Source organism: Streptomyces sp. YIM 121038 (assembly GCF_006088715.1).
Lineage (GTDB): Bacteria > Actinomycetota > Actinomycetes > Streptomycetales > Streptomycetaceae > Streptomyces.
On sequence record NZ_CP030771.1, the window covers coordinates 3,767,614 to 3,789,423 of the forward strand.

Annotated in this window: 22 protein-coding genes and 2 tRNA genes; 15 read left to right on the forward strand and 9 right to left on the reverse strand. The window is 73.8% G+C overall.

What is annotated here, in order from left to right:
- Window positions 1-142: 142 nt before the first annotated feature.
- Complete coding sequence (locus C9F11_RS47380) at window positions 143-289, reverse strand: hypothetical protein (protein ID WP_171075744.1); 147 nt, start codon at window positions 287-289, stop codon at window positions 143-145.
- A gap of 71 nt (window positions 290-360) precedes the next feature.
- Here C9F11_RS47380 and C9F11_RS15690 point away from each other — a divergent pair, with 71 nt between their 5' ends.
- A complete protein-coding gene (locus tag C9F11_RS15690; RefSeq protein WP_138959883.1) occupies window positions 361-1,347 on the forward strand; it encodes a D-2-hydroxyacid dehydrogenase in 987 nt (328 codons plus the stop codon).
- Between the two features lie 84 nt (window positions 1,348-1,431).
- Window positions 1,432-2,838, forward strand: coding sequence for an amidase (locus C9F11_RS15695; RefSeq protein ID WP_138959884.1), 1,407 nt, complete (start codon window positions 1,432-1,434; stop codon window positions 2,836-2,838).
- Here C9F11_RS15695 and C9F11_RS15700 read toward each other — a convergent pair.
- The gene (locus C9F11_RS15700) at window positions 2,835-3,344 is read right to left on the reverse strand and encodes a DUF3830 family protein (RefSeq protein WP_138959885.1); all 510 of its coding nucleotides are present in this window, start codon (window positions 3,342-3,344) and stop codon (window positions 2,835-2,837) included. The genes C9F11_RS15695 and C9F11_RS15700 overlap by 4 nt on opposite strands.
- Before the next feature lie 121 nt (window positions 3,345-3,465).
- On the opposite strand from C9F11_RS15700, the gene ehuB reads away from it, so the two are divergent.
- The 11 genes from ehuB (at window position 3,466) to C9F11_RS15755 (ending at window position 13,960) form a co-directional block, all read left to right on the forward strand.
- Window positions 3,466-4,398, forward strand: a complete 933-nt coding sequence (ehuB, locus tag C9F11_RS15705; protein WP_138959886.1) for an ectoine/hydroxyectoine ABC transporter substrate-binding protein EhuB — start codon at window positions 3,466-3,468, stop codon at window positions 4,396-4,398.
- Window positions 4,395-5,198, forward strand: a complete 804-nt coding sequence (gene ehuC / locus C9F11_RS15710) for an ectoine/hydroxyectoine ABC transporter permease subunit EhuC (protein WP_138959887.1) — start codon at window positions 4,395-4,397, stop codon at window positions 5,196-5,198. The genes ehuB and ehuC overlap by 4 nt, the downstream gene beginning before the upstream one ends.
- A complete protein-coding gene (ehuD, locus tag C9F11_RS15715; protein ID WP_138959888.1) occupies window positions 5,195-5,860 on the forward strand; it encodes an ectoine/hydroxyectoine ABC transporter permease subunit EhuD in 666 nt (221 codons plus the stop codon). The genes ehuC and ehuD overlap by 4 nt, the downstream gene beginning before the upstream one ends.
- Window positions 5,850-6,665 carry an ectoine/hydroxyectoine ABC transporter ATP-binding protein EhuA gene (gene ehuA, locus C9F11_RS15720; protein ID WP_138959889.1) on the forward strand — a complete coding sequence of 272 codons (816 nt, stop codon included), beginning with the start codon at window positions 5,850-5,852 and terminating at the stop codon, window positions 6,663-6,665. Before ehuD ends, ehuA begins: the two co-directional genes overlap by 11 nt.
- A gap of 188 nt (window positions 6,666-6,853) precedes the next feature.
- Window positions 6,854-7,612 carry an IclR family transcriptional regulator C-terminal domain-containing protein gene (locus tag C9F11_RS15725; RefSeq protein WP_138959890.1) on the forward strand — a complete coding sequence of 253 codons (759 nt, stop codon included), beginning with the start codon at window positions 6,854-6,856 and terminating at the stop codon, window positions 7,610-7,612.
- Window positions 7,613-7,665: 53 nt separating this feature from the next.
- Window positions 7,666-7,739, forward strand: a tRNA-Lys gene (locus tag C9F11_RS15730).
- A gap of 108 nt (window positions 7,740-7,847) precedes the next feature.
- Window positions 7,848-8,615: an alpha/beta fold hydrolase gene (locus C9F11_RS15735; protein ID WP_212767818.1), complete on the forward strand. Its 768-nt coding sequence runs from the start codon at window positions 7,848-7,850 to the stop codon at window positions 8,613-8,615.
- A gap of 122 nt (window positions 8,616-8,737) precedes the next feature.
- The gene (locus C9F11_RS15740; RefSeq protein WP_138959891.1) at window positions 8,738-9,562 is read left to right on the forward strand and encodes an endo alpha-1,4 polygalactosaminidase; all 825 of its coding nucleotides are present in this window, start codon (window positions 8,738-8,740) and stop codon (window positions 9,560-9,562) included.
- A gap of 109 nt (window positions 9,563-9,671) precedes the next feature.
- Window positions 9,672-10,946, forward strand: a complete 1,275-nt coding sequence (locus C9F11_RS15745; RefSeq protein ID WP_138959892.1) for a histidine kinase — start codon at window positions 9,672-9,674, stop codon at window positions 10,944-10,946.
- Window positions 10,879-11,574 (forward strand): response regulator transcription factor, encoded by a 696-nt coding sequence (locus C9F11_RS15750; RefSeq protein WP_138959893.1) that lies wholly within the window; start codon window positions 10,879-10,881, stop codon window positions 11,572-11,574. The genes C9F11_RS15745 and C9F11_RS15750 overlap by 68 nt, the downstream gene beginning before the upstream one ends.
- Window positions 11,575-11,743: 169 nt before the next feature.
- Complete coding sequence (locus C9F11_RS15755; protein ID WP_138959894.1) at window positions 11,744-13,960, forward strand: MMPL family transporter; 2,217 nt, start codon at window positions 11,744-11,746, stop codon at window positions 13,958-13,960.
- Here the strand turns inward: C9F11_RS15755 and C9F11_RS15760 are convergent.
- The 7 genes from C9F11_RS15760 to C9F11_RS15795 form a co-directional block, all read right to left on the reverse strand.
- On the reverse strand, window positions 13,900-14,190 hold the full coding sequence (locus C9F11_RS15760; RefSeq protein ID WP_138959895.1) for a hypothetical protein: 291 nt from the start codon (window positions 14,188-14,190) through the stop codon (window positions 13,900-13,902). The two genes, C9F11_RS15755 and C9F11_RS15760, sit on opposite strands and share 61 nt — an antisense overlap.
- A gap of 14 nt (window positions 14,191-14,204) precedes the next feature.
- Window positions 14,205-14,870, reverse strand: coding sequence for a response regulator transcription factor (locus C9F11_RS15765; RefSeq protein WP_138959896.1), 666 nt, complete (start codon window positions 14,868-14,870; stop codon window positions 14,205-14,207).
- The gene (locus tag C9F11_RS15770) at window positions 14,837-16,087 is read right to left on the reverse strand and encodes a sensor histidine kinase (protein ID WP_138959897.1); all 1,251 of its coding nucleotides are present in this window, start codon (window positions 16,085-16,087) and stop codon (window positions 14,837-14,839) included. The genes C9F11_RS15765 and C9F11_RS15770 overlap by 34 nt, the downstream gene beginning before the upstream one ends.
- A gap of 22 nt (window positions 16,088-16,109) precedes the next feature.
- A complete protein-coding gene (locus C9F11_RS15775; RefSeq protein ID WP_346347281.1) occupies window positions 16,110-16,664 on the reverse strand; it encodes a DUF3592 domain-containing protein in 555 nt (184 codons plus the stop codon).
- Between the two features lie 91 nt (window positions 16,665-16,755).
- Window positions 16,756-17,355, reverse strand: a complete 600-nt coding sequence (locus C9F11_RS15780) for a lytic polysaccharide monooxygenase (RefSeq protein ID WP_138959898.1) — start codon at window positions 17,353-17,355, stop codon at window positions 16,756-16,758.
- 522 nt (window positions 17,356-17,877) lie between these two features.
- A complete protein-coding gene (locus C9F11_RS15790) occupies window positions 17,878-19,101 on the reverse strand; it encodes an SPFH domain-containing protein (RefSeq protein WP_138959899.1) in 1,224 nt (407 codons plus the stop codon).
- 49 nt (window positions 19,102-19,150) lie between these two features.
- Window positions 19,151-20,488 carry a peptidoglycan-binding protein gene (locus C9F11_RS15795; protein ID WP_138959900.1) on the reverse strand — a complete coding sequence of 446 codons (1,338 nt, stop codon included), beginning with the start codon at window positions 20,486-20,488 and terminating at the stop codon, window positions 19,151-19,153.
- Window positions 20,489-20,731: 243 nt separating this feature from the next.
- Between C9F11_RS15795 and C9F11_RS15800 the strand changes: the two genes are divergently transcribed.
- A tRNA-Lys gene (locus C9F11_RS15800) sits at window positions 20,732-20,805 on the forward strand.
- Between the two features lie 65 nt (window positions 20,806-20,870).
- Entirely contained in the window at window positions 20,871-21,584 is a 714-nt protein-coding gene (locus C9F11_RS15805) for a FadR/GntR family transcriptional regulator (RefSeq protein WP_138959901.1), read from the forward strand.
- Window positions 21,585-21,810: the final 226 nt, after the last annotated feature.

Below are 21,810 nucleotides of genomic sequence, written 5' to 3' on the forward strand. Positions count from 1 at the left end.
GGCGACGCGCCGGGACGTCGGGACGGGGGGCGTGTGCGGCGTGCACACGGTGGCGGGAGCGGGTGCGCCGAACGTACTCGCCGCCGCCGTCACGGGAGTGCAGTGCCTCTGTTGACGAAGGTAGGTTCGGGTGCCAGCGTGGTCAATCCGCACATCTCAGACAGTCGAAGACGCCGGCTCGCGCGGCGTCGCGGGCGCCGTCCGGCCCGTCGTCCGAGCCGTCCGTCCGCGCGCGGTCCGGGCGCTCCGTGCGGACCGTGCGGGCCGTGGCCCGGGCGCTCGGAGACACGTGCCGCACACCTCCAGTCCAGCACGCACTTCCAGGGAAGCGGGCTCTCGTTGCGAAACGGATTCTCCACCGTGTCCGAAAGAACCGGGTCCGGGGGCGCCGGGGCGCCCCCCACCGTCCTGGTCCTCGACGCCCCGGCGCCCGCGCCGCCGCCGCGGCTCGGCGCGCTGACCGGCCGGGCCCGCGTCCGGCACACCGACGCGGACGGCCTCGCCGGGGAACTGCCGGGCGCCGACGTGCTGTTGGTGTGGGACTTCCTGTCCGACGCGGTGCGCCGCGCCTGGCCTGGCGAGGGGCCGCGGCCGCGCTGGGTGCACACCGCGAGCGCGGGTGTCGACCGGCTGATGTGTCCCGAACTCGTCGCCTCCGACACCGTGGTGACCAATGCCCGGGGCGTCTTCGACCAGCCGATCGCCGAGTACGTCGCGGCGCTCGTGCTCGCGCTGGCCAAGGACCTGCCGCGCACGCTCGCCCTCCAGGGCGAGCGGACGTGGCTGCACCGCGAGAGCCAGCGGGTGGCGGGCACGCGCGCGTGCGTGGTGGGTTCGGGCCCGATCGGCCGGGCGATCGTGCGCGCGCTCAAGGCGATCGGCGTCACCACGGTCCTGGTCGGCCGCACCCCGCGGACCGGTGTGCACGGCCCCGCCGACCTCGACCGGCTGCTCGCCCGCGCCGACTGGGTGGTGTGCGCGGCGCCGCTCACCGAGGACACCCGCGGCATGTTCGACGAGCGCCGCTTCGGCGTGATGCAGCCCTCGGCGCGGTTCATCAACGTGGGCCGGGGCCCGTTGGTCGTGGAGGACGACCTGGTGGCCGCGCTGTCGAAGCGGTGGATCGCGGGCGCGGCCCTGGACGTCTTCGAGCACGAGCCGCTGGCGCCGGACAGCCCGCTGTGGACGGCTCCCGGGCTGCTGGTGTCCCCGCACATGAGCGGCGACACCGTGGGCTGGCGCGACGAACTCGGCGCGCAGTTCGTGGCGTTGTACGGCCGGTGGGAGGCGGGGCGGCCGCTGCCGAACGTCGTCGACAAGGAACGCGGATACGTTCCGGGGCACTGACCGCGGGCGCGAGTGGGCAGGGATCACGCGTCCCCCGAGTTCCCCCGGCGCCGTCCCCCCGTCGGGCCTCTTCCAGGAGCGTGCATGACTGAGCTCGCCGAACTGACCGCCGTACAACTCGTCGATGGCTACCGCAAGGGCGAGTTCAGCCCCGTCGACGCGACGCGCGCGGTGCTGCGCAGGGCCGAGGAGATCCAGCCCTCGGTGAACGCGTTCGTCCGGACCGACGCGGAGGCGGCGCTCGCGGGGGCGCGGGAGAGCGCGGAGCGCTGGCGCGCGGGCGAGCCGCTCGGGCTCGTGGACGGGGTGCCGGTCACGGTCAAGGACATCCTGCTCCAGCGCGGCGCGCCCACGCTGCGCGGCTCCCGGTGCGTCGGCGAGGAGGGCCCGTGGGACGAGGACGCGCCGTCCGTGGCGCGGCTGCGCGAGCAGGGCGCGGTGTTCGTCGGCAAGACGACCACGCCCGAGTTCGGCTGGAAGGGCGTCACGGACAGCCCCCGGCACGGCATCACCCGCAATCCGTACGACACCACGCGCACCGCGGGCGGCTCCAGCGGCGGCAGCGCGGCGGCCGTGGCTCTCGGCGCGGGGCCGCTGTCGCTCGGCACGGACGGCGGCGGCTCGGTGCGGATCCCCGGCGCGTTCTGCGGGATCTTCGCGCTCAAGCCGACGTACGGGAGGGTGCCGTTGTTCCCCCCGTCCTCGTTCGGGACGCTCTCGCACGTGGGGCCGATGACGCGGGACGCGGCGGACGCGGCGCTGCTCATGGACGTGATCGGGCTTCCCGACGCCCGGGACTGGTCCTGTCTGGGCCCGCGCGGGGGCACCTTCCGGGAGGCGCTGCGCGGCGGGGTGCGGGGGCTGCGGGTGGCGTACTCGCCGACGCTCGGCGGGCAGGTCGCGGTGCGGCCCGCGGTGGCGGCGGCCGTGCGCGCGGGCGTGGAGGCCCTCGCCTCGCTCGGCGCGTACGTCGAGGAGACCGACCCCGACTTCGCCGACCCGGTGGAGGCCTTCCACACGCTGTGGTTCAGCGGGGCGGCCCGGGTCGTGCAGCAGCTGCCGCCCGCGCGCCGGGAGTTGCTCGACCCGGCGCTGCGGGAGGTGTGCGGGCAGGGCGCGCGGTTCAGCGCCCTCGACTACCTCGCGGCGGTGGACGTCCGGATGGAGCTGGGGCGGCGCATGGGCCGCTTCCACGAGACGTACGACCTGCTGGTCACGCCGACGCTGCCGGTCACGGCCTTCGCGGCGGGCGTCGAGGTGCCGCCGCGCAGCGGGGCGCGGCGGTGGACGGGGTGGACCCCGTTCACCTACCCCTTCAACCTCACCCAGCAGCCCGCGGCGACGGTGCCGTGCGGGGTGGACGGGGACGGCCTGCCCGTGGGGATGCAGCTGGTCGGGGCGCGGTTCGCCGACGACGTGGTGCTGCGGGCCGCCCACGCGCTGTACGAGGCCGGGGCGGCGGCGATCCCGCGCCCCGGGCCGGTGGCCTAGCCGCCCGTGTCCGAGGGGCGCCGCCGGAAGCTCAGGGTCTCCCCCTGGGCTCCGGTGCGCCACAGGTCGTTGCAGGCCTCGGCCAGCGCCGCGAGGCCGTCCACGACCTCGCCCCAGACGATGGCGGGGACCCAGCCGACGTCGCCGTTGACCAGCAGGTTGTTGCGCTCGTAGAAGAGGGCGAGGTCGACGACCGTGCCGCTCGGGGGCGGGGTGTCGTAGCCGTGCGACGCCGTGCCCAGTTCGGTGCCGGCGAAGGTGAAGTAGCACAGGTCGCCCGGGATGGGCGTGATGGTGGGGTTCTCCAGCGGGGGCTCTTCGGGGGCGAAGGGCGGGAAGAGGGCGTAGATCTCGTTGCGGGCGTACTTCGCGTGGTACACCTCGCCGCTGAGCGGCAGCGCGTCCCACACGGCCGCGCAGGTCACCGGAGCCTTGTCGTCGAGGAGCCGCGCCGTGGCCCGGACACCGCGCTTGGCCAGGGCGACTTCGATGTAGCGGTCTGCCATGCGCCCCATGGTCCTCCCGGGGGCGCGGCCCGCGTCAAGAGGACGTCCGCCGGGCCCCGGGATCCCGGCGGGGCCTGAATTGATCCGCATATCTCGCGTCGGGTCGGGTAGCCGCGCGCCCATGGCTCCACCACTGAGCAACCCCATCAAGACGGCGAGCGGACGGGCGGACGGGCGCAGACCCGGGCGCGCGCCGGGCCCGCCCCGGCGTGCGGTCCTGGCGTCCGCCGCCGCCCTCGGCGCGGTCGGCGCGCTGGGCGCGGCGGGCTGCAGCCGCATCCCCACCGGGGACACGCTGGCCCGCCTGAAGTCGCAGGGCACGGTGCGGCTCGGCATCGCGGGCGAGGCACCGTACGGGTACATCAACGACGAGGGGGACTTCACCGGCGAGGCGGTGGAGCTCGCGAAGATCATCTTCAAGCGGCTCGGCGTCGGCCGCGTGCAGCCCGTCGCGACCGACTTCAGCTCGCTGATACCGGGGCTCAAGACGCAGCAGTTCGACGTCGTGTCCGCCGGGATGTACATCAACAAGGAGCGCTGCCAGCAGGTCATCTTCTCCGATCCCGAGTACCAGATGCTGGACTCCTTCATCGTCCGCAAGGGCAACCCGAAGGGGCTGCGCACGTACCAGGACGTGGTGCGGAAGAAGGCCAGGTTCGGGACGGGCACCGGGTACGCCGAGATCGCGTACGCCGTCGCCGCGGGGTACGCGGAGAGCGACATCGTCATCCTCCAGGACCAGGTCGCGGGCCTGAACGCGGTCGAGGCCGGGCGCATCGACGTGTTCGGCGGCACCGCCCTGACCGCGCGCCAGGTCGTGCGCAAGAGCCGCAGGGCCGAGGCCACCGAGCCGTTCGCGCCCGTCATCGACGGCGAGAAGCACGTCGACGGCGGCGGCTTCACGTTCCGGCCCACGGACACCGGGCTGCGGGACGCCTTCAACGTGGAGATCCACAAGATGAAGAAGAGCGGCGAGCTCTTCCGGGTGCTCAAGCCGTTCGGCTTCACGGAGGCCGAGATGACCACCCTGACCGCCAAGGAGCTGTGCCGATGACAGCGGGCCTCTGGGAACACTGGGTCCTGCCGGGCATCTGGATCACCGTTCAGCTGACCGTCTACAGCGCGGCGCTCGCCACCGCGGTCGCCTTCGGCATCGGCATGGCGCGCACGCACCGCTCGCGCGCGGTGCGGTTCTTCGCCGCGTTCTACACCGAGGTCTTCCGGGGCGTGTCCGCCCTGATCCTGATGTTCTGGATCTTCTTCGTCCTGCCGCAGCTCGCGGGCTGGGCGCTGGTGCCGATGTGGGCGGCCGTGCTCGCCCTCGGGCTCTCCTACGGCGCGTACGGCGCCGAGATCGTGCGCGGCGCCCTGAACGCGGTGGCTCCGGCGCAGCGCGAAGCGGGGGTCGCGCTGAGCTTCACGCCGTGGCAGCGGATGCGGCTCGTCCTGCTGCCGCAGGCGGTCCCGGAGATGATCCCGTCGTTCTGCAACCTGCTCGTCGAGCTGCTCAAGGGCACCGCCCTGGTGTCGCTGCTCGGCATCGGCGACGTGTCCTTCGCGGCGTACCTGGTGCGGCTCGCGACCACCGAGAGCGCGCAGATCTACTCGATCACGCTGGTCATCTACTTCGTGCTCGCCTTCCTGCTCACGCGCGGCATGAAGCTCCTTGAGCGCAGGGCCAAGGCCGGGATCGGGCAGTTCCCGGAGCCGCGCCAGGGCCTCGGCCCGTGGCTGAGGTTCCGTCAGCCGAGCGCCAAGTCGAGTGAGTTGAGCACGGCGGGCGTCACGGCCACCTCAAGTGCCGCGGGCAGCGCCGGTGCCACGGGCGTCACGGGCGGGGGTGCCGCGCGATGAACCACGGTACGGACACATGGGACTGGGGCGCGGTCGCCGACTTCATGCCGCACTTCTGGGACGGGGTGCTCGTCACCCTCCAGGCGCTCGTGCTCGGTTCGCTGATCGCCTTCTCGCTGGGGCTCGTGTGGGCGCTCGCCTTCCGCGCGCCGACGCGGTTCATCCGCTGGCCGGTCGGCCTGATCACCGAGTTCATCCGCAACACGCCCCTGCTGGTGCAGCTCTTCTTCCTGTTCTTCGTGCTGCCGGAGTGGAACATCCAGTTCTCCGCCGAGACCACCGGCACGCTCGCGATCGGCCTGCACTACTCGACGTACACCGCGCAGGTCTACCGCGCGGGCATCGAGGCCGTGCCCGTCGGCCAGTGGGAGGCGGCCAAGGCGCTGAGCCTGTCGTACCCGCGCACCTGGACCGCGGTGATCCTGCCGCAGGCGATCCGCCGCGTGGTCCCCGCGCTCGGCAACTACGTCATCGCGATGCTCAAGGACACCCCGCTGCTCTCCGGCATCGGCGTCCTGGAGCTGCTCCAGCGCTCGCGGCTCGAGGCGGCGCAGACCTTCCAGTACACGGAGGCGCTGACCGTCGTCGGCGTCGCCTTCATCCTCATCGCCTATCCGTCCTCCCTCCTCCTGCGAGCCCTGGAGCGCCGTCTTGTCCGCTGACACCCACCTCTCCAAAGACCGGGCGAACCCGGCCGTCGACGGCAGCGAGCTGATCCGCTTCGACAAGGTCGTCAAGCGCTTCGGCTCGAACACGGTCCTGGACGAGCTGGACTTCTCCGTGGCCTCCGGCAAGCACGTGACGCTGATCGGCCCGTCGGGCTCCGGCAAGACGACGATCCTGCGGCTGCTCATGACCCTGATCAAGCCGGACGAGGGCACGATCAAGGTCGGCGGCACGTATCTGACGCACGAGGAGAAGAACGGCAGGCTCGTGCCCGCGGGCGAGAAGCACGTCCGCGAGGTCCGCAAGAACATCGGGATGGTCTTCCAGCAGTTCAACCTCTTCCCGAACATGAAGGTGCTTCGCAACATCACGGAGGCCCCCGTCACCGTCCTCGGCCTGCCCAAGGACGAGGCCGAGCAGCGCGCCCGCGACCTGCTCGACCTGGTCGGCCTCGGCGACAAGTGCGACTCCTACCCGACGCAGCTCTCCGGCGGCCAGCAGCAGCGGGTCGCCATCGCCCGCGCCCTCGCGATGCGCCCGCAGGTGCTCCTCCTGGACGAGGTGACGTCGGCGCTCGACCCGGAGCTGGTCGCCGGGGTCCTCGACGTGCTGCGGGACATCGCGCACACCACGGACATCACCATGCTCTGCGTGACCCACGAGATGAACTTCGCCCGGGACATCTCCGACCAGGTCCTGATGTTCGACGCGGGCCGGGTGATCGAGTCCGGCCCGCCGGAGAAGATCTTCACCGACCCCGAGCACAACCGGACCCGCGAGTTCCTGTCCGCGGTGCTCTGAGCGGCGCCCACGTCGGGATTTTCCCGGCGCGCCCCGCCGGGGCGCGCCGGGAACGCCGTAGAAACCTCCAACGCCCCCTACCAGCAGGCGATTTGGCGGTTATGGTGGACAGGGTCCAGCTGTCCGGAAACCGTAGTGTCCAGGGATCACCGGGCCACCGGGGCCACGAGGGGTCGAGGGGGAGAGCCGTGACACTCCAGCACGAGCCGACGACAGCGCACCGGTCGGTGCAGCACGCCCTGCGCGTGCTCGAACTCGTCGCGCGCCGCGGCACCGGCGTCACCGACGGCGAACTGGCCCGGCACGCCGCCCTGCCCCCGGCCCGGCTCGCCCCGCTCCTGCGCATGCTGCTCCGCGAGGGGTACGTGGAGCAGCTCGCGGACGGGGCGTATGTGACGGGCGCCGCCCTCAACCGGCTCGGCTCCGCCCACGAGCGCGGCCGCGCCCTGCGCGAGAAGCTCCAGAGCACCCTCGTCGGCCTGCGCGACTCGATCGGCGCCGCCGTGTACGTGAGCCGGTACGTGGACGGCGAGATCCGGGTCATGGACGTCGCGGACGGCCCCCGCACGCCGAAGGTCAACGAGTGGGTGGACTTCCGCGTCGCGGGCCACGCGTGCGCGGTCGGCAAGAGCCTGCTCGGCCAGCTGGACGTGGCCGCGCGCCGGGACCACCTGGCCCGCCACAAGATGCCCCGGCTCACCTCGCGGACGATCACGAACGAGCGGGTGCTGCTGACGAAGCTCGCCGCCCAGGCCCCCACGGTCCCCGTCCTCGACATCCAGGAGTACGCGGTCGGCACGGTCTGCGCCGCCGTTCCCGTCACGGCGGGCGAGGCCGTCGGCTGTCTGGCCCTGTCCCTGCCGGTCGAGCGCGCGCACCGGCTGCGGGAGGCCGCGGAGACGCTGAACCGCAAGGCGGCCCCGGTGCTGCTCTCCCTGGCGATCTGAGCCGGTGGTCATGAGCACCCCCGCGGACCGGGTAATATTTTCTTCGTCAGCAGGCGCCGCTAGCTCAGTTGGTTAGAGCAGCTGACTCTTAATCAGCGGGTCCGGGGTTCGAGTCCCTGGCGGCGCACTAGCGATCGGGTCACCCACTCGATGCTGGCTTCAAGAGGGCCCCTCCGGTTTCCGGAGGGGCCCTCTTCGTGTTTCCGCGGGCGTCGGCCGCGCGTGCGATCATCGGATGTCGACCAGGTACCGGTGGTGGGGGGACAACATGGTGTGGACGACCGTCGTGGAACCACGGCCCTTCGCGGCCCGGCGCCTCGTGTGCTTCCCGCACGCGGGCGGCTCGCCGCACTTCTTCCGCACCTGGGGCAAGGCCCTGCCCGACTTCGAGGTGCACGCGGTCTGCTACCCGGCGCGCGGCGAGCGCATCGCCGAGCCGCCCGCCACCGATCTGCGGCAGCTGGCCCGCGACCTCGCCCGGGAGCTGCGGCCGCTCCCCGACGGACGGCCCACGGTCTTCTTCGGGCACAGCATGGGCGCCACCGTCGCGTACGAGGTCGCGCGGATCTGGCAGGCCGGGGGCGCCCGCCCCGAGCACCTCTTCGCCTCCGCCTCCCGGGCCCCGCACACCGCGCAGGGCTCGCCCGAGGAGGCCGCGGCCCTCGACGACGCGAAGGTCCTCGACATCCTGCGCCGCCTCGGCGGCACGGAGGCGGAGCTGCTCGACAACCCGCTCTTCCTGGAGCTGGTCATGCCGTACGTGAGCGCGGACTTCCGCATGGTCGCGGGGTACACGGCCCCGGTGGACGCCGCCCCGCTCGACTGCCCCGTCACCGTTCTGCTCGGTGACGCCGACGGCCGGGTGCGCGTCGAGCAGGCCGAGGCCTGGCGGGAGACCACCCGGGCCGCCTTCGAGCGGTTCACGCTGCCCGGCGGGCACTTCTACCTGGCCGACGAGCCGCCCTTCGCCCTGATCGGGCGGGTTGCGGGTGGCCGGGGCTGAGCGCCCCGCCCCGCCTGCCGCGATAGTCGTCTCTCGGCTGCGGGTGCATCGTGGCTTGTCGCGCAGTTCCCCGCGCCCCTACCGGGGCGCTCTCCACACGCCTGCTCCTCGAGGAGGATCACATGTCGCTCAGCCGCCCGGCCCGTGCCCTCGGGGCCCTCGCTCTCGCCACCGCCCTCCTCACCAGCTGCTCCAGCGACGACTCGTCCCCCGAAAGGCCCGACCGCGCGCCGCAGGCGCCCCGCGCCGGTGCCGCCTTCGACTACCAGCTCGGCGGCGCCTACCCGCCGCCCGACGGCGTCCGGGCCGTCTCCCGCGACCGCGCGGCGAAGCCCGTCCCCGGCCGCTACAACATCTGCTACGTGAACGCCTTCCAGGCCCAGCCCGGCGGCAGGACCGCCGCGTGGTGGCGCGAGAACCACCCCGGCCTGCTGCTGCGCGACTCCGACGGCGAGCCCGTGATCGACGAGGACTGGAAGGAGCCGCTCCTCGACATCTCCACCGCCGCCAAGCGCAAGGCCCTGCTCACCGTCGTCGGCCCGTGGATCGACGGCTGCGCCCGCGCCGGCTTCGACGCCGTGGAGCCCGACAACCTCGACTCCTACGCGCGCTCCGACGGCCGTCTCAAGGCCGCCGACGGCCGGGCCTTCGCGCGGCTCCTCGTGCGCAGGGCCCACGACCGGGGCCTGGCCATCGCGCAGAAGAACACCACCGAGTTCCTGGACGCGAAGCTCGGCTTCGACTTCGCCGTCGCCGAGGAGTGCGGCCAGTACGGCGAGTGCGGCGACTACGCGGCGGTGTACGGGCGGAAGGTCTTCGACGTCGAGTACGAGAAGAAGGGCTTCGAGGCCGCGTGCCGCCGCTGGGGCGACAAGCTCTCCATCGTCCTGCGCGACCGCGACGTGAGCCCCGCCGGGGAGGACGCGTACGTGTACCGGCGCTGCTGACCTCCCCCGCGCGGGCCGCGCGCCGGGGCGCCGGATATCCCCCGCACCGGCGAGGACGCGGCCCGCCGCCCGTGCTGAACTGGCAACCCCCGCGCGAGGGAGCCGCCGCATGCAGCGAACGTCCGTGCCGAGACCTGGACCGGCACGCCGCCGTCACCACCCGTTCCATTCGTTCCACTCGTTCCACCCGTACCTCACGGACGGGGCCCTCGCCGCCCTCGTCCTGTTCGCCACGTCCCTGCAGTTCCTCTTCCCCCACGAGGGCGACGACCGGCTCTCGCCGATCGGCTTCCTGCTGGGCGCGGGCACCGCGGTGCCCCTGGCGTGGCGGCGGCGCGCGCCGATGCTCAGCGTCTATCTGGTGAGCGTGTTCACGCCCGCGATGGCCGTCTACCGGGCGCCGCCGCCGGACGTCGCCTACGGCGGCCTGGTCGCGCTCTACACCCTCGCCGTCGTCGGCAAGCCCGTGCAGCGGCGCGTCGTGCTCGCCACCTGGCTGATCGGCGCGACGGCCACGATGACGTTCCGGGAGCGGGCCGAGCCCTTCGAGTACGCCTTCCACCTGCTGAGCTTCGTCAGCGCGTACGGCTTCGGGGTACTGGCCCGGGTGCAGCGCGCCTACACCGCGGCCCTGGAGGACCGGGCGCTGCGCCTGGAGCGGGAGCGGGCCGGCGAGACCGCGCGGGCCGTGGCCCGTGAACGGGCCCGGATCGCCCGGGACATGCACGACGTGGTGGCGCACGCCGTGAGCGTCATGGTGGTGCAGGCCGAGGCGGGCCCCGTGGTGGTGCGGGCCGATCCGGGGCGCGCGGAGCGGGCGTTCGAGGCGATCGGCGCGGCCGGGCGGGACGCGATGGAGCAGCTGCGCCGGATACTCGGGGTGCTGCGGGAGGCGGACGGCGACGGCTCCCCGGACGGCGGCCGGGGGCCCCAGCCCGCCCTCGCGGCGCTGCCCGCGCTGCTGGCCCGCGTCGAACAGGCGGGCGTCACCGTGCGGTTGAAGGAGTCCGGCGAGACGCGCCCGCTGGCCGCCGACGTCGACGTGGCCGCGTACCGCCTGGCCCAGGAGGCGCTGACGAACGTACTGAAACACGCGGGAGCGAGCCTGGTGACCGTGGAAGTGGCCTGGTCACCACGGGAACTGGCGCTGACGGTGACGGACGACGGCACGGGGGCCGCGCGGGGCACCGGCGGGGGCTACGGCCTGGTCGGCATCCGCGAGCGCGCCGCGGCCTGTGGCGGCCGGGTCGACGTGGGACCCGCCGCGGGAGGCGGATTCCGTGTCGCGGCGCGGCTGCCCACGGCATCCTTGGCGCATGAGCATCCGCGTGGTGGTGGCCGACGACCAGGAGCTGGTGCGCAGCGGCTTCGCGATGATCCTTGACGCGCAGCCCGGCATCGAGGTGGTGGCCGAGGCGGGCGACGGCGCCGAGGCCATCGCCGCCGTGCGCCGTCTGACGCCGGACGTGCTGCTCCTGGACGTCCGCATGCCCGGCGTCGACGGCATCGAGGCCGCCCGCGTGGTGTGCGCGGAGTCCGGCTGCCGGGTGGTGATGCTGACGACCTTCGACATCGACGAGTACGTCTACGACGCCCTGTACGCGGGCGCGAGCGGATTCCTGCTCAAGGACGTGCGCAGGGACGACCTGGTGCACGCGGTCCGCGTCGTCGCCGCCGGGGACTCGCTGCTCGCCCCGTCCGTGACCCGCCGTCTGGTCGCGGACTTCGTGCGCCGCGGCCGCCCCGGCGAGGCGGCGGCACCGTCCCCCTCGTCCGCCGCGGGCCCCTCGCACCACCTCGGGGTGCTCACCGCCCGCGAGGAGGAGACGCTGCGGCTGCTCGCCCGCGGCCTGTCGAACGCGGAGATAGCGGCGGAGTTCGTGGTCAGCGAGCACACCGTGAAGACCCACGTCAGCAACGTCCTGTCGAAGCTGGCGCTGCGGGACCGCGTCCAGGCGGTGATCTGCGCCTACGAGCACGGGCTCGTGGTGCCCGGGGACCAGGGCCGCTGAGCGGTCCTCCCCCGCCGGAGGGAGCGCGGCCCGCGCCCTCCCTCGCGCGACCCAGGGACCGCGTCCCCGAAGACCGCTCCCCACGGCGATCCGGCGGGTGCCGGCGCCGGGCGAAGGTATGGCCGAGAACAGTCTTCGCCCCGGCCCCTGGGGCCAGTTAGGAGCGGTCATGCTCGCCAAGCTGTCCCGGACGGCCACCCGGCGTCCGGTCTTGGTGCTGTTGGTCTGGTTTCTGCTGCTCGCCGTCGGATTCGGCTTCGGTACGCGGGTCTTCGGCGACCTCAACTCGTCCGTGGAGGACGTGCCCGGCAGCGAGTCCGCGGTCACGAGCGAGGTGCTCGGGCCGCTCACGCCGGGCGGGGAGTCCTTCACGGCGTCCGTCACGGGCGGCGCGGACGGCTCGGTGCGCGCCCCCGAGGTGCGGACCGCGGTGGCCGACGCGCTCGCCGACCTGCGCGGCCTGCCGGGCGTCGACCGCGTCCTCGACCCGTACACCGGCAAGGGCCTCGTCGCCGAGGACGGGAAGGTGCTCCTGATCCCCGTCACGCTGGAGGGCGACCTCTCCGACCGCGACGAGATCCACGCGGTGAACGACGCCGCCGACCGGCTGCGGGAGATCGCCGGGGCGGCCGACGACCGCGTCGACGTGGCGGTCAGCGGCGATCCGCTGCTCGGCGACCAGATGGGCGGGCGGGCCCAGGAGGACGTGGCGCGCGCCGAGCTGATCACCCTGCCCGCGGTGCTGCTCGCCCTGCTGCTGATCTTCGGCGGGCTGCGGGCGGCCGGGCTGCCGCTGCTCGTGGCGGTGAGCGGGGTGGCCGGGGCGTTCCTGACGCTGTTCGCGTTCAGCCAGGTCACGGACATCTCCGTGTACGCGGTGCAGGTGGTGTCGATGCTGGGCCTCGGCCTCGCGGTGGACTACGCGCTCCTCATGGTGGTGCGGTTCCGCGAGGAACGGGGGCGTGAGCCGGATGTCGTACGCGCCGTGCACGCGACGGTCGCGCACGCCGGACGGACCGTGCTGTTCTCCGGCCTGACGGTGGCGGTGTGCCTGTCGGGCCTGGTGTGGTTCCCCAGCCCGTTCCTGCGGAGCATGGGCCTCGCGGCGGGCGCGGTCGTCGTGGTCGACATGCTGGCGGCCCTGACGCTGCTGCCCGCGCTGCTCGCCCTGTTCGGCGGCAAGCTGACGCCCAAGCGCGCGAAGGCCCGGCTGCGGAAGCGGCCGGCGGAGCCCGGCGCGCTCTTCGCCCGGCTCGCCCGCTTCTCGGCCCGGCGTCCCTACGCCGTCCTGGTCACCGTGGTCGCCGGGCTCGCCGTGCTCGCGACGCCCGCCCTCGGCCTGCGCATCGAGATCGGCGACGCCCGCCAGCTGCCTCACGACACCGAGGCCCGGCAGCTCTACGACGCCGTGCACGAGCACTTCCCCGCGGGCACGGACGTGAACACCGTCGACGTCATGATCCGGCCCGGCGCCGACCCCGCCTACGCGCGGGAGATCCGCGCCCTGTCCGGGGTCACCCGGTCGGACAGCGAGCGCCTGCCGAACGGTTCGACGCTGGTGCGGCTCACCCCGACCGGCTCGGCGGACGGGCCGGACGCCACCGCCCTCGTCGAGCGGGTGCGCGACCTGCGCGACGGCGAGCCGGCCCAGGTGACCGGCACCGCGGCCCGGCTCGTGGACTTCCGGGCGATGCTCGCCGACCGGGCGCCCTGGGCCGTGCTCACCGTGCTCGGGGGGCTGTTCGCGCTGCTCTTCGCCTTCACCGGCTCGCTGCTCAGCCCGCTGCGGACGCTGCTGACCACGCTCCTGAGCCTGGGGGCCGCGCTCGGCGTGGTGACCTGGGTGTTCCAGGACGGGCACGGGGCCTCGCTGCTCGGCGGCGAGGGGCTCGGCGCGCTCAGCCTGACCGCGCCGCCGCTGATCGTCGCGATCGCGTTCGGGCTCGCCATGGACTACGAGCTGTTCATCCTGTCGCGGATGCGGGAGTCCTGGGAGGCGACCGGGGACGCGCACGAGGCGGTCGTCGAGGGGCTGCGCCGCTCGGGCCGCGTGGTGACCTGTGCCGCGCTGCTGCTCGCCATCGTCTTCGGCGGCTTCATGACGGGCGGCTTCTCGCCGATCCTGCAGATCGGCCTGGGCCTGACGCTCGCGGTCCTGATCGACGCCACGATCGTACGGATGCTCCTCGTGCCCGCCGCGATGACGCTGCTCGGCGACCGGGCGTGGTGGGCCCCGCCGTTCCTGCGGCGGCTGCACCGGCGGTACGGGCTCAAGGAGGCCCCGGCCAAGGTCAGGACGGAGCACGAGGCGGCCGCGCCCGCTCCTCAGGAGAGCACGATGACGTCCATGACGACGGCGACGGCGAGCCCGCAGCCGAGGAGGTAACTGCCGAGCCTGGTGCGGCCGCGGCGGCTCAGTTCGACGACGACTCCGCACAGGATGAGCAGCAGCCCGTACACGCCTACGACCAGAACGGACGCTCTGTCCAGCAGGCGCACAGCAAGCAGCACCGCCGCCACCGCCATCCCCGCGGTGGCGGCGGCGACGCGCAGTCGCCGTGCCTGGCGCGGGGTGCGGGCCCCGCGCTCCGCGGGCTCTTGCTCCGACATGCTCATGCCCGGGATCGTAGTCAGGACCTGAGGTACGTGAGGACGGCGAGCACGCGCCGGTGCGTGCCGTCGGTGACGGGCAGGTCGAGCTTGCCGAGGATGTTGCCGATGTGTTTGCCCACGGCGGCCTCGGTGACGACGAGTTCGGCGGCGATCGCGGCGTTGGACCGGCCCTCCGCGACCAGCGCGAGCACCTCGCGCTCGCGCGGCGTGAGCCGCTCCAGCGGGTCGCGCCTGCGCCGCAGCAACTGCCGTACGACTTCGGGGTCCACGACCGTGCCGCCGTCGGCGACCCGGGTGAAGGCGTCCACGAACTGCTCGACCTGGCCGACCCGGTCCTTGAGCAGATAGCCGACGCCGACGCCGTCGCCGGTGTCCAGCAACTCGGCGGCGTACGAACGCTGCACGTACTGGCTGAGCACGAGGACCGGCAGGTGCGGCCGCTCGGCGCGCAGGGCGAGCGCGGCGCGCAGCCCCTCGTCCTGGAAGCCGGGCGGCATCCGCACGTCGGTGACGACGACGTCAGGGCCGTGCTCGGCGACGGCCCGGCGCAGCGCGTCCGCGTCGCCGACCGCGGCGGCGACCTCGTGCCCGAAGCGGGTGAGCACCCCGACGAGGCCCTCGCGCAGCAGCACGCTGTCCTCGGCGAGGACTACGCGGCGGGCGCGGGCGGCATCGGGTCGCACGGTATCTCCAGGGACAGGACGGTCGGCCCGCCGGGCGGACTGGTGACGGTCAGTGTGCCATCGAGGACGGCGAGGCGGTCGGCGAGACCGGTCAGCCCGGTGCCCCGCGCGGGGTCGGCGCCGCCGCGCCCGTCGTCGCGCACCCGCAGCCGCAGGGCGCCGCCCGTGTGCCGGGCGTGCACCTCGGCCCGTGCGGCGCCGCTGTGCCGGGCGACGTTGGCGAGGGCCTCGCGGACCGCGAAGTACGCGGCGGACTCCACGGGTTCGGGCAGCCGGGGCAGGTCCGCGTCGGTGTCGACGGGCACGGGCGAGCGGTCGGCGGCGTCCTCCACGGCGGCCGCGAGGCCGTAGTCCGCGAGGACGCGCGGGTGGATGCCCCGGATCAGCTCGCGCAGTTCGGCGAGGACCCGGTCGGCCTCCTGGTGGGCCGCGGCGAGCCGGACCGCCAGCGGGCTGCCCGGCTCGGCGTCGAGGCGGGCGAGGCCGAGGCCCATGCTGAGGGCGACGAGCCGCTGCTGCGCCCCGTCGTGCAGGTCCCGCTCCACCCGGCGGCGCTCGGCCTCGAAGGCGGCGACGAGCCGGGCCCTGGACCGGGTGACCTCGGCGAGCCGCGCCTCGGTCTCGGCCTCGCGCGGGGCGAGCAGGAGCCGGGCGACGGCGGCGCGGGCGGTGGCGTACGCGCCGAGCGGGTAGGCCAGGGCGGCGAGCAGGGCCAGGCCGAGCAGGGCGGTGCCGCAGGCCGCCGGGTAGGACGCGACGAACCACAGCTTCGCGGGCCGGACGCCGCCGCCCCCGGGGCCGCCCGCGAGCGCGAGGTGGGCGGGCGCGGCGGCCAGGGCGAGGGGCAGCCCCAGCGTGCAGGCGGCGACGGCCAGGTCGAGGGGCCACAGCACGCAGGCCATCAGGACGGCGTACGCCAACTCCCGCCAGGTCGCCTGCTCCCGCACCCGCAGCCGCAGCCAGGCCGCGAGCCCCGGGGCCTCGGGGACGCGGTGCGGGCCGGCAAGGGGCTCCGGCCGCACGAGCCGGGCGCGGCGGCGCTCCAGGGCCGCCACGGGCACGCCCGCGAGCGCGAGGAGCGCGAGCAGGGGGATGCCCACCACGACGAGGCTGGCGGCCAGGCCGAGGGCGAGGCCGGTGGCCAGGGCGACGAGGAGGGGTGCTCCCAGCGCGGCCCCGGACAGCACGTAGGCCGCGCACCGCAACGTGTGCTTCACGCGGTCACGCTAGCCGGGCGCCTCAGGGCACTTCGATCTCCGGGTCGGACTCCCACGGCACGTCGGCGGCCGGGTCGTCGTCGACGCTCACGCCGTCGCCCCAGCTGAAGCTGTCGGAGACGACAGCGGGCGCTCCGGCGGCGAAGGAGAGGCAGAAGGCGGCGAACAGGCCGAGGAAGCAGAGCACGGCGACCGTGGTCAGCGTGTTCGCGACCGGCCGCGGCGCGTGCGCGGTCGCCCGCTCGGGCCGGTCCGGGGTGTAGTACACGGTCACGATGTCGCCTTGGACGACCGTCGCCGGGCCGTTCTCCTCCTCGAAGCGGACCGTGCGGCCGTCGCGGGCGGCGAACTCGTAGACGTGGTGGAGGGTCGTGGACACGTGGTCGCGGTGCCCGGAGGTCGTGGTGTAGGTGCGCAGACAGCGCGCCTCGGCGGTCAGGCCGCTGCGCCAGGCGCGCCGCACCTCGGCCGAGCGCCTGAGGATCGCGACCGCCATGACGACGGCCACGCCCGCCATGAACAGCGGTATGAGGTAGAAGAACGCGTCCATGAGGATCCCCCGATAAGTCCCGCGCACGCCGTCGCGGTCACGTACGGCGTGCGCAGAACCTACCCGTGGGGGGTGGCGGAGATCCTCAGGAGAACCTCTGAACCAGGTGCTCGCGGTCTCAGAAGTTCACGTCGGAGCAGGCGTAGAACGCGTTGCCCGTGTCCGCGATCGTCCAGACAGCGAGGATCACGTGGTGGCCGCTGCGGCCGCTCGGGATCGTGCCGCTGTGCGACAGGGTCGCGGGCGGCTGCTGGCTGTTGTAGGGGACGGTGAGGAACGGCTGGGTGTCGAGCGCCGCCCTGGTCAGGGGCTGGCTCTCGTTCCAGCCCTGCTTGGTGATGTAGTACCGGAAGTCCGTGGTGCGGTGGCGCGCGGTGAACTGCCAGCGGAAGCTGTAGCTCTGGCCGCCGGACACCTTCGTCGTGGGCCACGCGTTGCCGTTCGGCTGCGTCGCCTTGTTGAGCGAGCTGAAGCCGGCGAGTCCGGCGGAACAGAGCTTTCCGTCGGCGGGGCCGCCCGCCGGGAAGCCCTTGGGGCCCTCGACGCTCTGCGGTTCGTACTGTATTGAACCGCAGCCTGTCACCACGCCCTTGGCGCAGTTGATCTGACGGCTTGCGGGCAGGTCGGTGTAGCCATGGCTGCTGGCGCCGCCGGTCGAGAGCACGAACGCTCCGACCGTCGCCATCCCGAGCATGGCGGCGGACATCTTCTTTCGCATGCTGCGCTCCTGAACAACGTGGGGGTAGTTCTGTGAGCCGTGCGCGCTGACGGTCGTGCTGAGCTGCCGTGTGACGGATGGTTCCGGTGCCACGCGGGGTGCGATTCGCATGGTCTGGACCTACGGGGATGTGCGGTCTAGACCAAGTCTCAGATTATTGCGGTTAGTTGAACATGTCCATACCAACCGTGGAGGCGATCCGGTCGCACCGTCCCCGCGATTCCTCCACAAGTTCACGGAGGGGGCCGTCGCCGCCTGCGCCCATGCCCGCGCCGCCGACGGGCCGCGCCCACCCGTCAACTGCCGTTCCACCAGCCGGTTCCGGCACACTTCGGCAAGTACGCCGACGCCGAGCGCCTCGGGACCGGGCCGTCCCGGTCCCGAGGCGCTCGGCTTGGTCGGCGCTGTCGGCGCTGTCGGCGCTGTCGGTGCTGTCGGTGCTGTCGGTGCTGTCGGTGCTGTCGGTGCTGTCGGTGCTGTCGGTGCTGTCGGTGCTGTCGGTGCTGTCGGTGCTGTCGGTGATCAGCGTTCGCCGTGCCCCGTGTAGAACGCCACCGTCAGATCCTTCACCAGCGCCTTGCGCTCGTAGTCGTCGAGCTCGACCAGGCCGCGCGCGGTCAGCCGCGTCACCGTGTCCTCGACGGAGTCCACCACCGACGTGAGCACGCTGTCGCGGTGCCGCGCGTCGAGCGCGGCGATCCGGCGCCGGTGCATCGCCTCGGCCACCTCCGGCGCGTACTCGATGCGCGTCGGCTGTACGGAGAAGACCTCGATCCCCACCGGCTCCGCCTGCGCGGCGAGGGCCCGGGTCAGGGCCTCCCCCACGGCCTCCGCGTCGCGCAGCGTCGGACCGCCGTCGGCCGCGCCCCGCGCCCCGTCGTGGAAGGCGTCGGCGGGCAGCCGCGACAGGACGCGCGCGGCGGTCGCCTCCACGCACTCGCGCAGATACTCCTGGTGGTCCGCGACGGCGAGCGCGGCCCGCGCGGTGTCCCTGACCCGCCACACCACGAGGACCACCACCCGCAGCGCCACGCCGGAGCGGTCCACGGCGGCCATCGGCTCGCTGCGCCAGTGCCGCAGCCGCACGTCCACGCGGCGGCGCAGCAGCAGCGGGTTCACCCACAGCAGGCCGGTCCGCCGCACGCTGCCCCGGTACCGGCCGAACAGGGTCAGGACCCACGCCCCGCCGACCCGGCCGCGCGCGAGCCCGCCGAACCCGAACAGGGCGAGCGCCCCGGCCCCGGCGAGCACCGCCCACTGCGCGGCCCCGATCCCCTGCGCCCCCGCCCGGCCCGGCGCCCCGGGCAGGACCCGGGGCAGCACCCCGGCCCACCACAGCGCGAGCACGCATCCGGCCGCGCCCACGCCACCGGCGAGCGCCCCGGCCGCGCCGGGCAGCACCCGGGCGCGCCGCTCGGCGAGGTCCGGGTCGGCCCCGGGCACCGGCGGCGGGAGCGGCACGGACGGCCGCGCCGCCTCCGCCCTGGCCGCCGCCTCCGCCCGGGGCCCCGCCTCCGCCCGGAGCCCCGGCCGCACGCGGGGGCGCGCCGCACCGCCGCGCACCACGGCGGAGGGCAGCGCCACCCCCACCGGATCCCGTGGATCGTCGCGGAACAGCAGATGGACGGGGATCTCCGTGGTGGCCTCGCTGTGGATGAGGCGGGACGGGCGGCCCGCGGCCCCCGCCGCGCCGCCGCGCCCCCGGCCTTCGTCCGACTCCGGGGACCGCTCTGTGGTCGTACTCATCTCTGCCTCCGTCGCCTCCGCCATGGGTTCCCCGCCGCGCGCGGGCCCCTCACCGGAACAGCCGCCGCCAGGTCTCGGGGCCCGGGATCCCGTCGGCCGCGCCGCCCCGCCAGCCCTGCGCCCGCTGGAAGGCCTCGACCGCCCTGCGGTCCGCCTCGCCCCAGCGCGGCCCGGGCCCGACCGCGTAGTGCTTGCCGAAGCCCTTGCGCACGAGCTGCCGCCCGAGCAGCTCGACGTACGCGTTGCTCTGCCCGGGCCGGAAGTGGGCCTTGCCGGGGAAAACAGGGACAGCGGGCGCGGCGGGCACGCCAGGGGCGCCGGGGACGCCCTGCCCGCTCCCGGTGCCACGGCCGCCCGGAATGTCCCGGCCCTTGCCCGTGACCAGGTACGACCACGTCAGCGGCCCCGGGATGCCGTCCGCGTCCCGGCCCGTCCAGCCCTGTGCCAGCTGGAACGCCCGGGTCGCCCTGCGGTCGGCGTCGCCCCAGCGGGGCCCCGGCCCCGACCGGTAGAAGGGGGCGCCGCCCCGGGCGACCAGGAGCCGCCCGAGCCGGGTGACGTACGCGTTGCGCGCGCCGGGCCCGAAGGAACGCGCGCCGGGATAGCGCGTGGACACCACCGGGGCGGCACCCGCGGGCCCCGGCGCCCGCAGGCCCTTGTACCGGTAGGCCCGGTAGCGGTTCGCGTCCTTCCAGTACGCGTAGGGCGTGGCCTTCTTCCGGGTGTACGGCCGCGCCTGCTCATAGGCGAGATAGGAGGTGCGCGTGGAGTCCGTCCAGCCGCCGAAAATCGTCACGTGCGAGCCCCTCTCCGGGTTCGCCGGATTGTGGAACAGGAGAATGTCCCCCGGCGCGAGGGCCGCCTTCGAGATGCGCGTCCCGTACTGGTCGAGCGTGCCCGTCCATTCGTTTCCGCCGAGGTCCCAGGCCATCGAGACAAAGCCCGAGCAGTCCTGCCGGTAGCCGTCCGCCCAGAAACTCCGCAGGTTGTACGGGACCCGCGCGTTCACCCACTGCCCGGCCCTGCCGATGATCTCGGCCCGGGTGGTGGTGCGCAGCCGGGCGCCGTGCGCGCTCGTCCCGTGCAGCGGGCTCTGCCTGCCCTGCGGGGTGCCGGGGTCGTCCCCCTTCGGGGCCGCCACACCCGCTTCCACCTGCGGAAACGAATCCCGCACCGGGGCCGCGGCCGCGGGCGGCGCCTGACCGGGGCCGAGCACGGAGCCCGCCGCGGCCGCGAGGACCAGGGCCCGCCGGGCGCCGTGCGCACCCGGGTGGCCGCCGCGCCCCGGCGGCAGCGCGTGCATTCCGGCGCGCCGCCAGTACACGCAGCCCGGGCAGCCGCAGTCGCTCGCGGGCCTGAATTCCTCGAATGCCGGAGCGGCCTCCATGCGATTCCCCTCACATCCGCCGGGGTGTCCGGGGAAGGCCCCCGGCCAGGATTGTCCGCGCATCTGCATATCCGTCAGTTTTCCAACTGTCCGGGGATATCGCATGTTGACGGTCCGAATGATGGAGGGGGCCCAGGAAAGGCCCCCGCGGACCACTCCCCGCACTACCGCCGGGAAGCACCCCCGAGACCCAGGTGGTCAAGAGCACCCCTCGACGTCCGGTAGAGTTATCTCTGTCAGCAGGCGCCGCTAGCTCAGTTGGTTAGAGCAGCTGACTCTTAATCAGCGGGTCCGGGGTTCGAGTCCCTGGCGGCGCACAGACAGCGAAAGCCCCCCGTCTCCAACGGGGGGCTTTCGTCGTTCTGCCGCTACCGTTGCGCCCATGGCGCGGGACATCCAGGAGCGGATCAAGAAACTCATCATCGACCAGCGGCTGCCCTCCGGCTCCGTGCTGCCGACCGAGCCGGAGCTGATGGAGCGCCTCGGCGTCAGCCGGAACTCGGTGCGCGAGGCGCTCAAGGCGCTCCAGGCCATGGGCATCGTCGAGATCCGGCACGGCTTCGGCACCTACGTCGGGCCGATGTCGATGGCCCCGATGATCGAGGGCCTCACCTTCCGCACCGTGGCCGGGCACTACCGCGGCGAGGACAGCCTGCTCCAGCTCCTGGAGCTGCGCGAGGCCGTCGAGACCGGGCTGATCGCGCGCCTCGCGGGCTCCCTGCCGCCCGCCGACCTGGCCGAGCTCGACGCGCTCGTGGACCGCATGGACGCCGAGGCCGCCGGGCCCGACGGCGAGGTCCGCGCCGAGACCGACCGCGCCTTCCACGCCACGCTCTACCGCTGCCTGGGCAACCGGCTCCTCGGCGAGGTCCTGGAGGCGTTCTGGGACGCCTTCCACAAGGTCCGCACCGACCTCGTCGACGTACCGAGGGACCCGAAGATCACTTGCCGCCAGCACCGCGAGATCCTCGACGCGGTCCGCTCCTCGGACGTCCTGCGCGCGGAACGGGCCATACGCGAACACTTCGGCAACATTCGCACCCGCCTGAGTGCGCCCGCCTCAACAGTGGCCTCCAGCCCCACATATGACCGGTAAACTCCTTGCTTTCACTCTTGCGATCACGCAAGGGCGCATAGAACCCTGACGGAAGGCTCACCGGAGCCTCGGCTCTCACGGGGCGTGCGACACGGGGTAGTTGGGGACCCGGACGCCGCCCGTGCGACGAGAGTCCTCATGAACACCGGGACAGGGGGTCCCCGCGTTCATGAACGGATGCCAAGGGGGGCATCATGCAACCGGAAGGCCACGTTTCGCTGTCCTG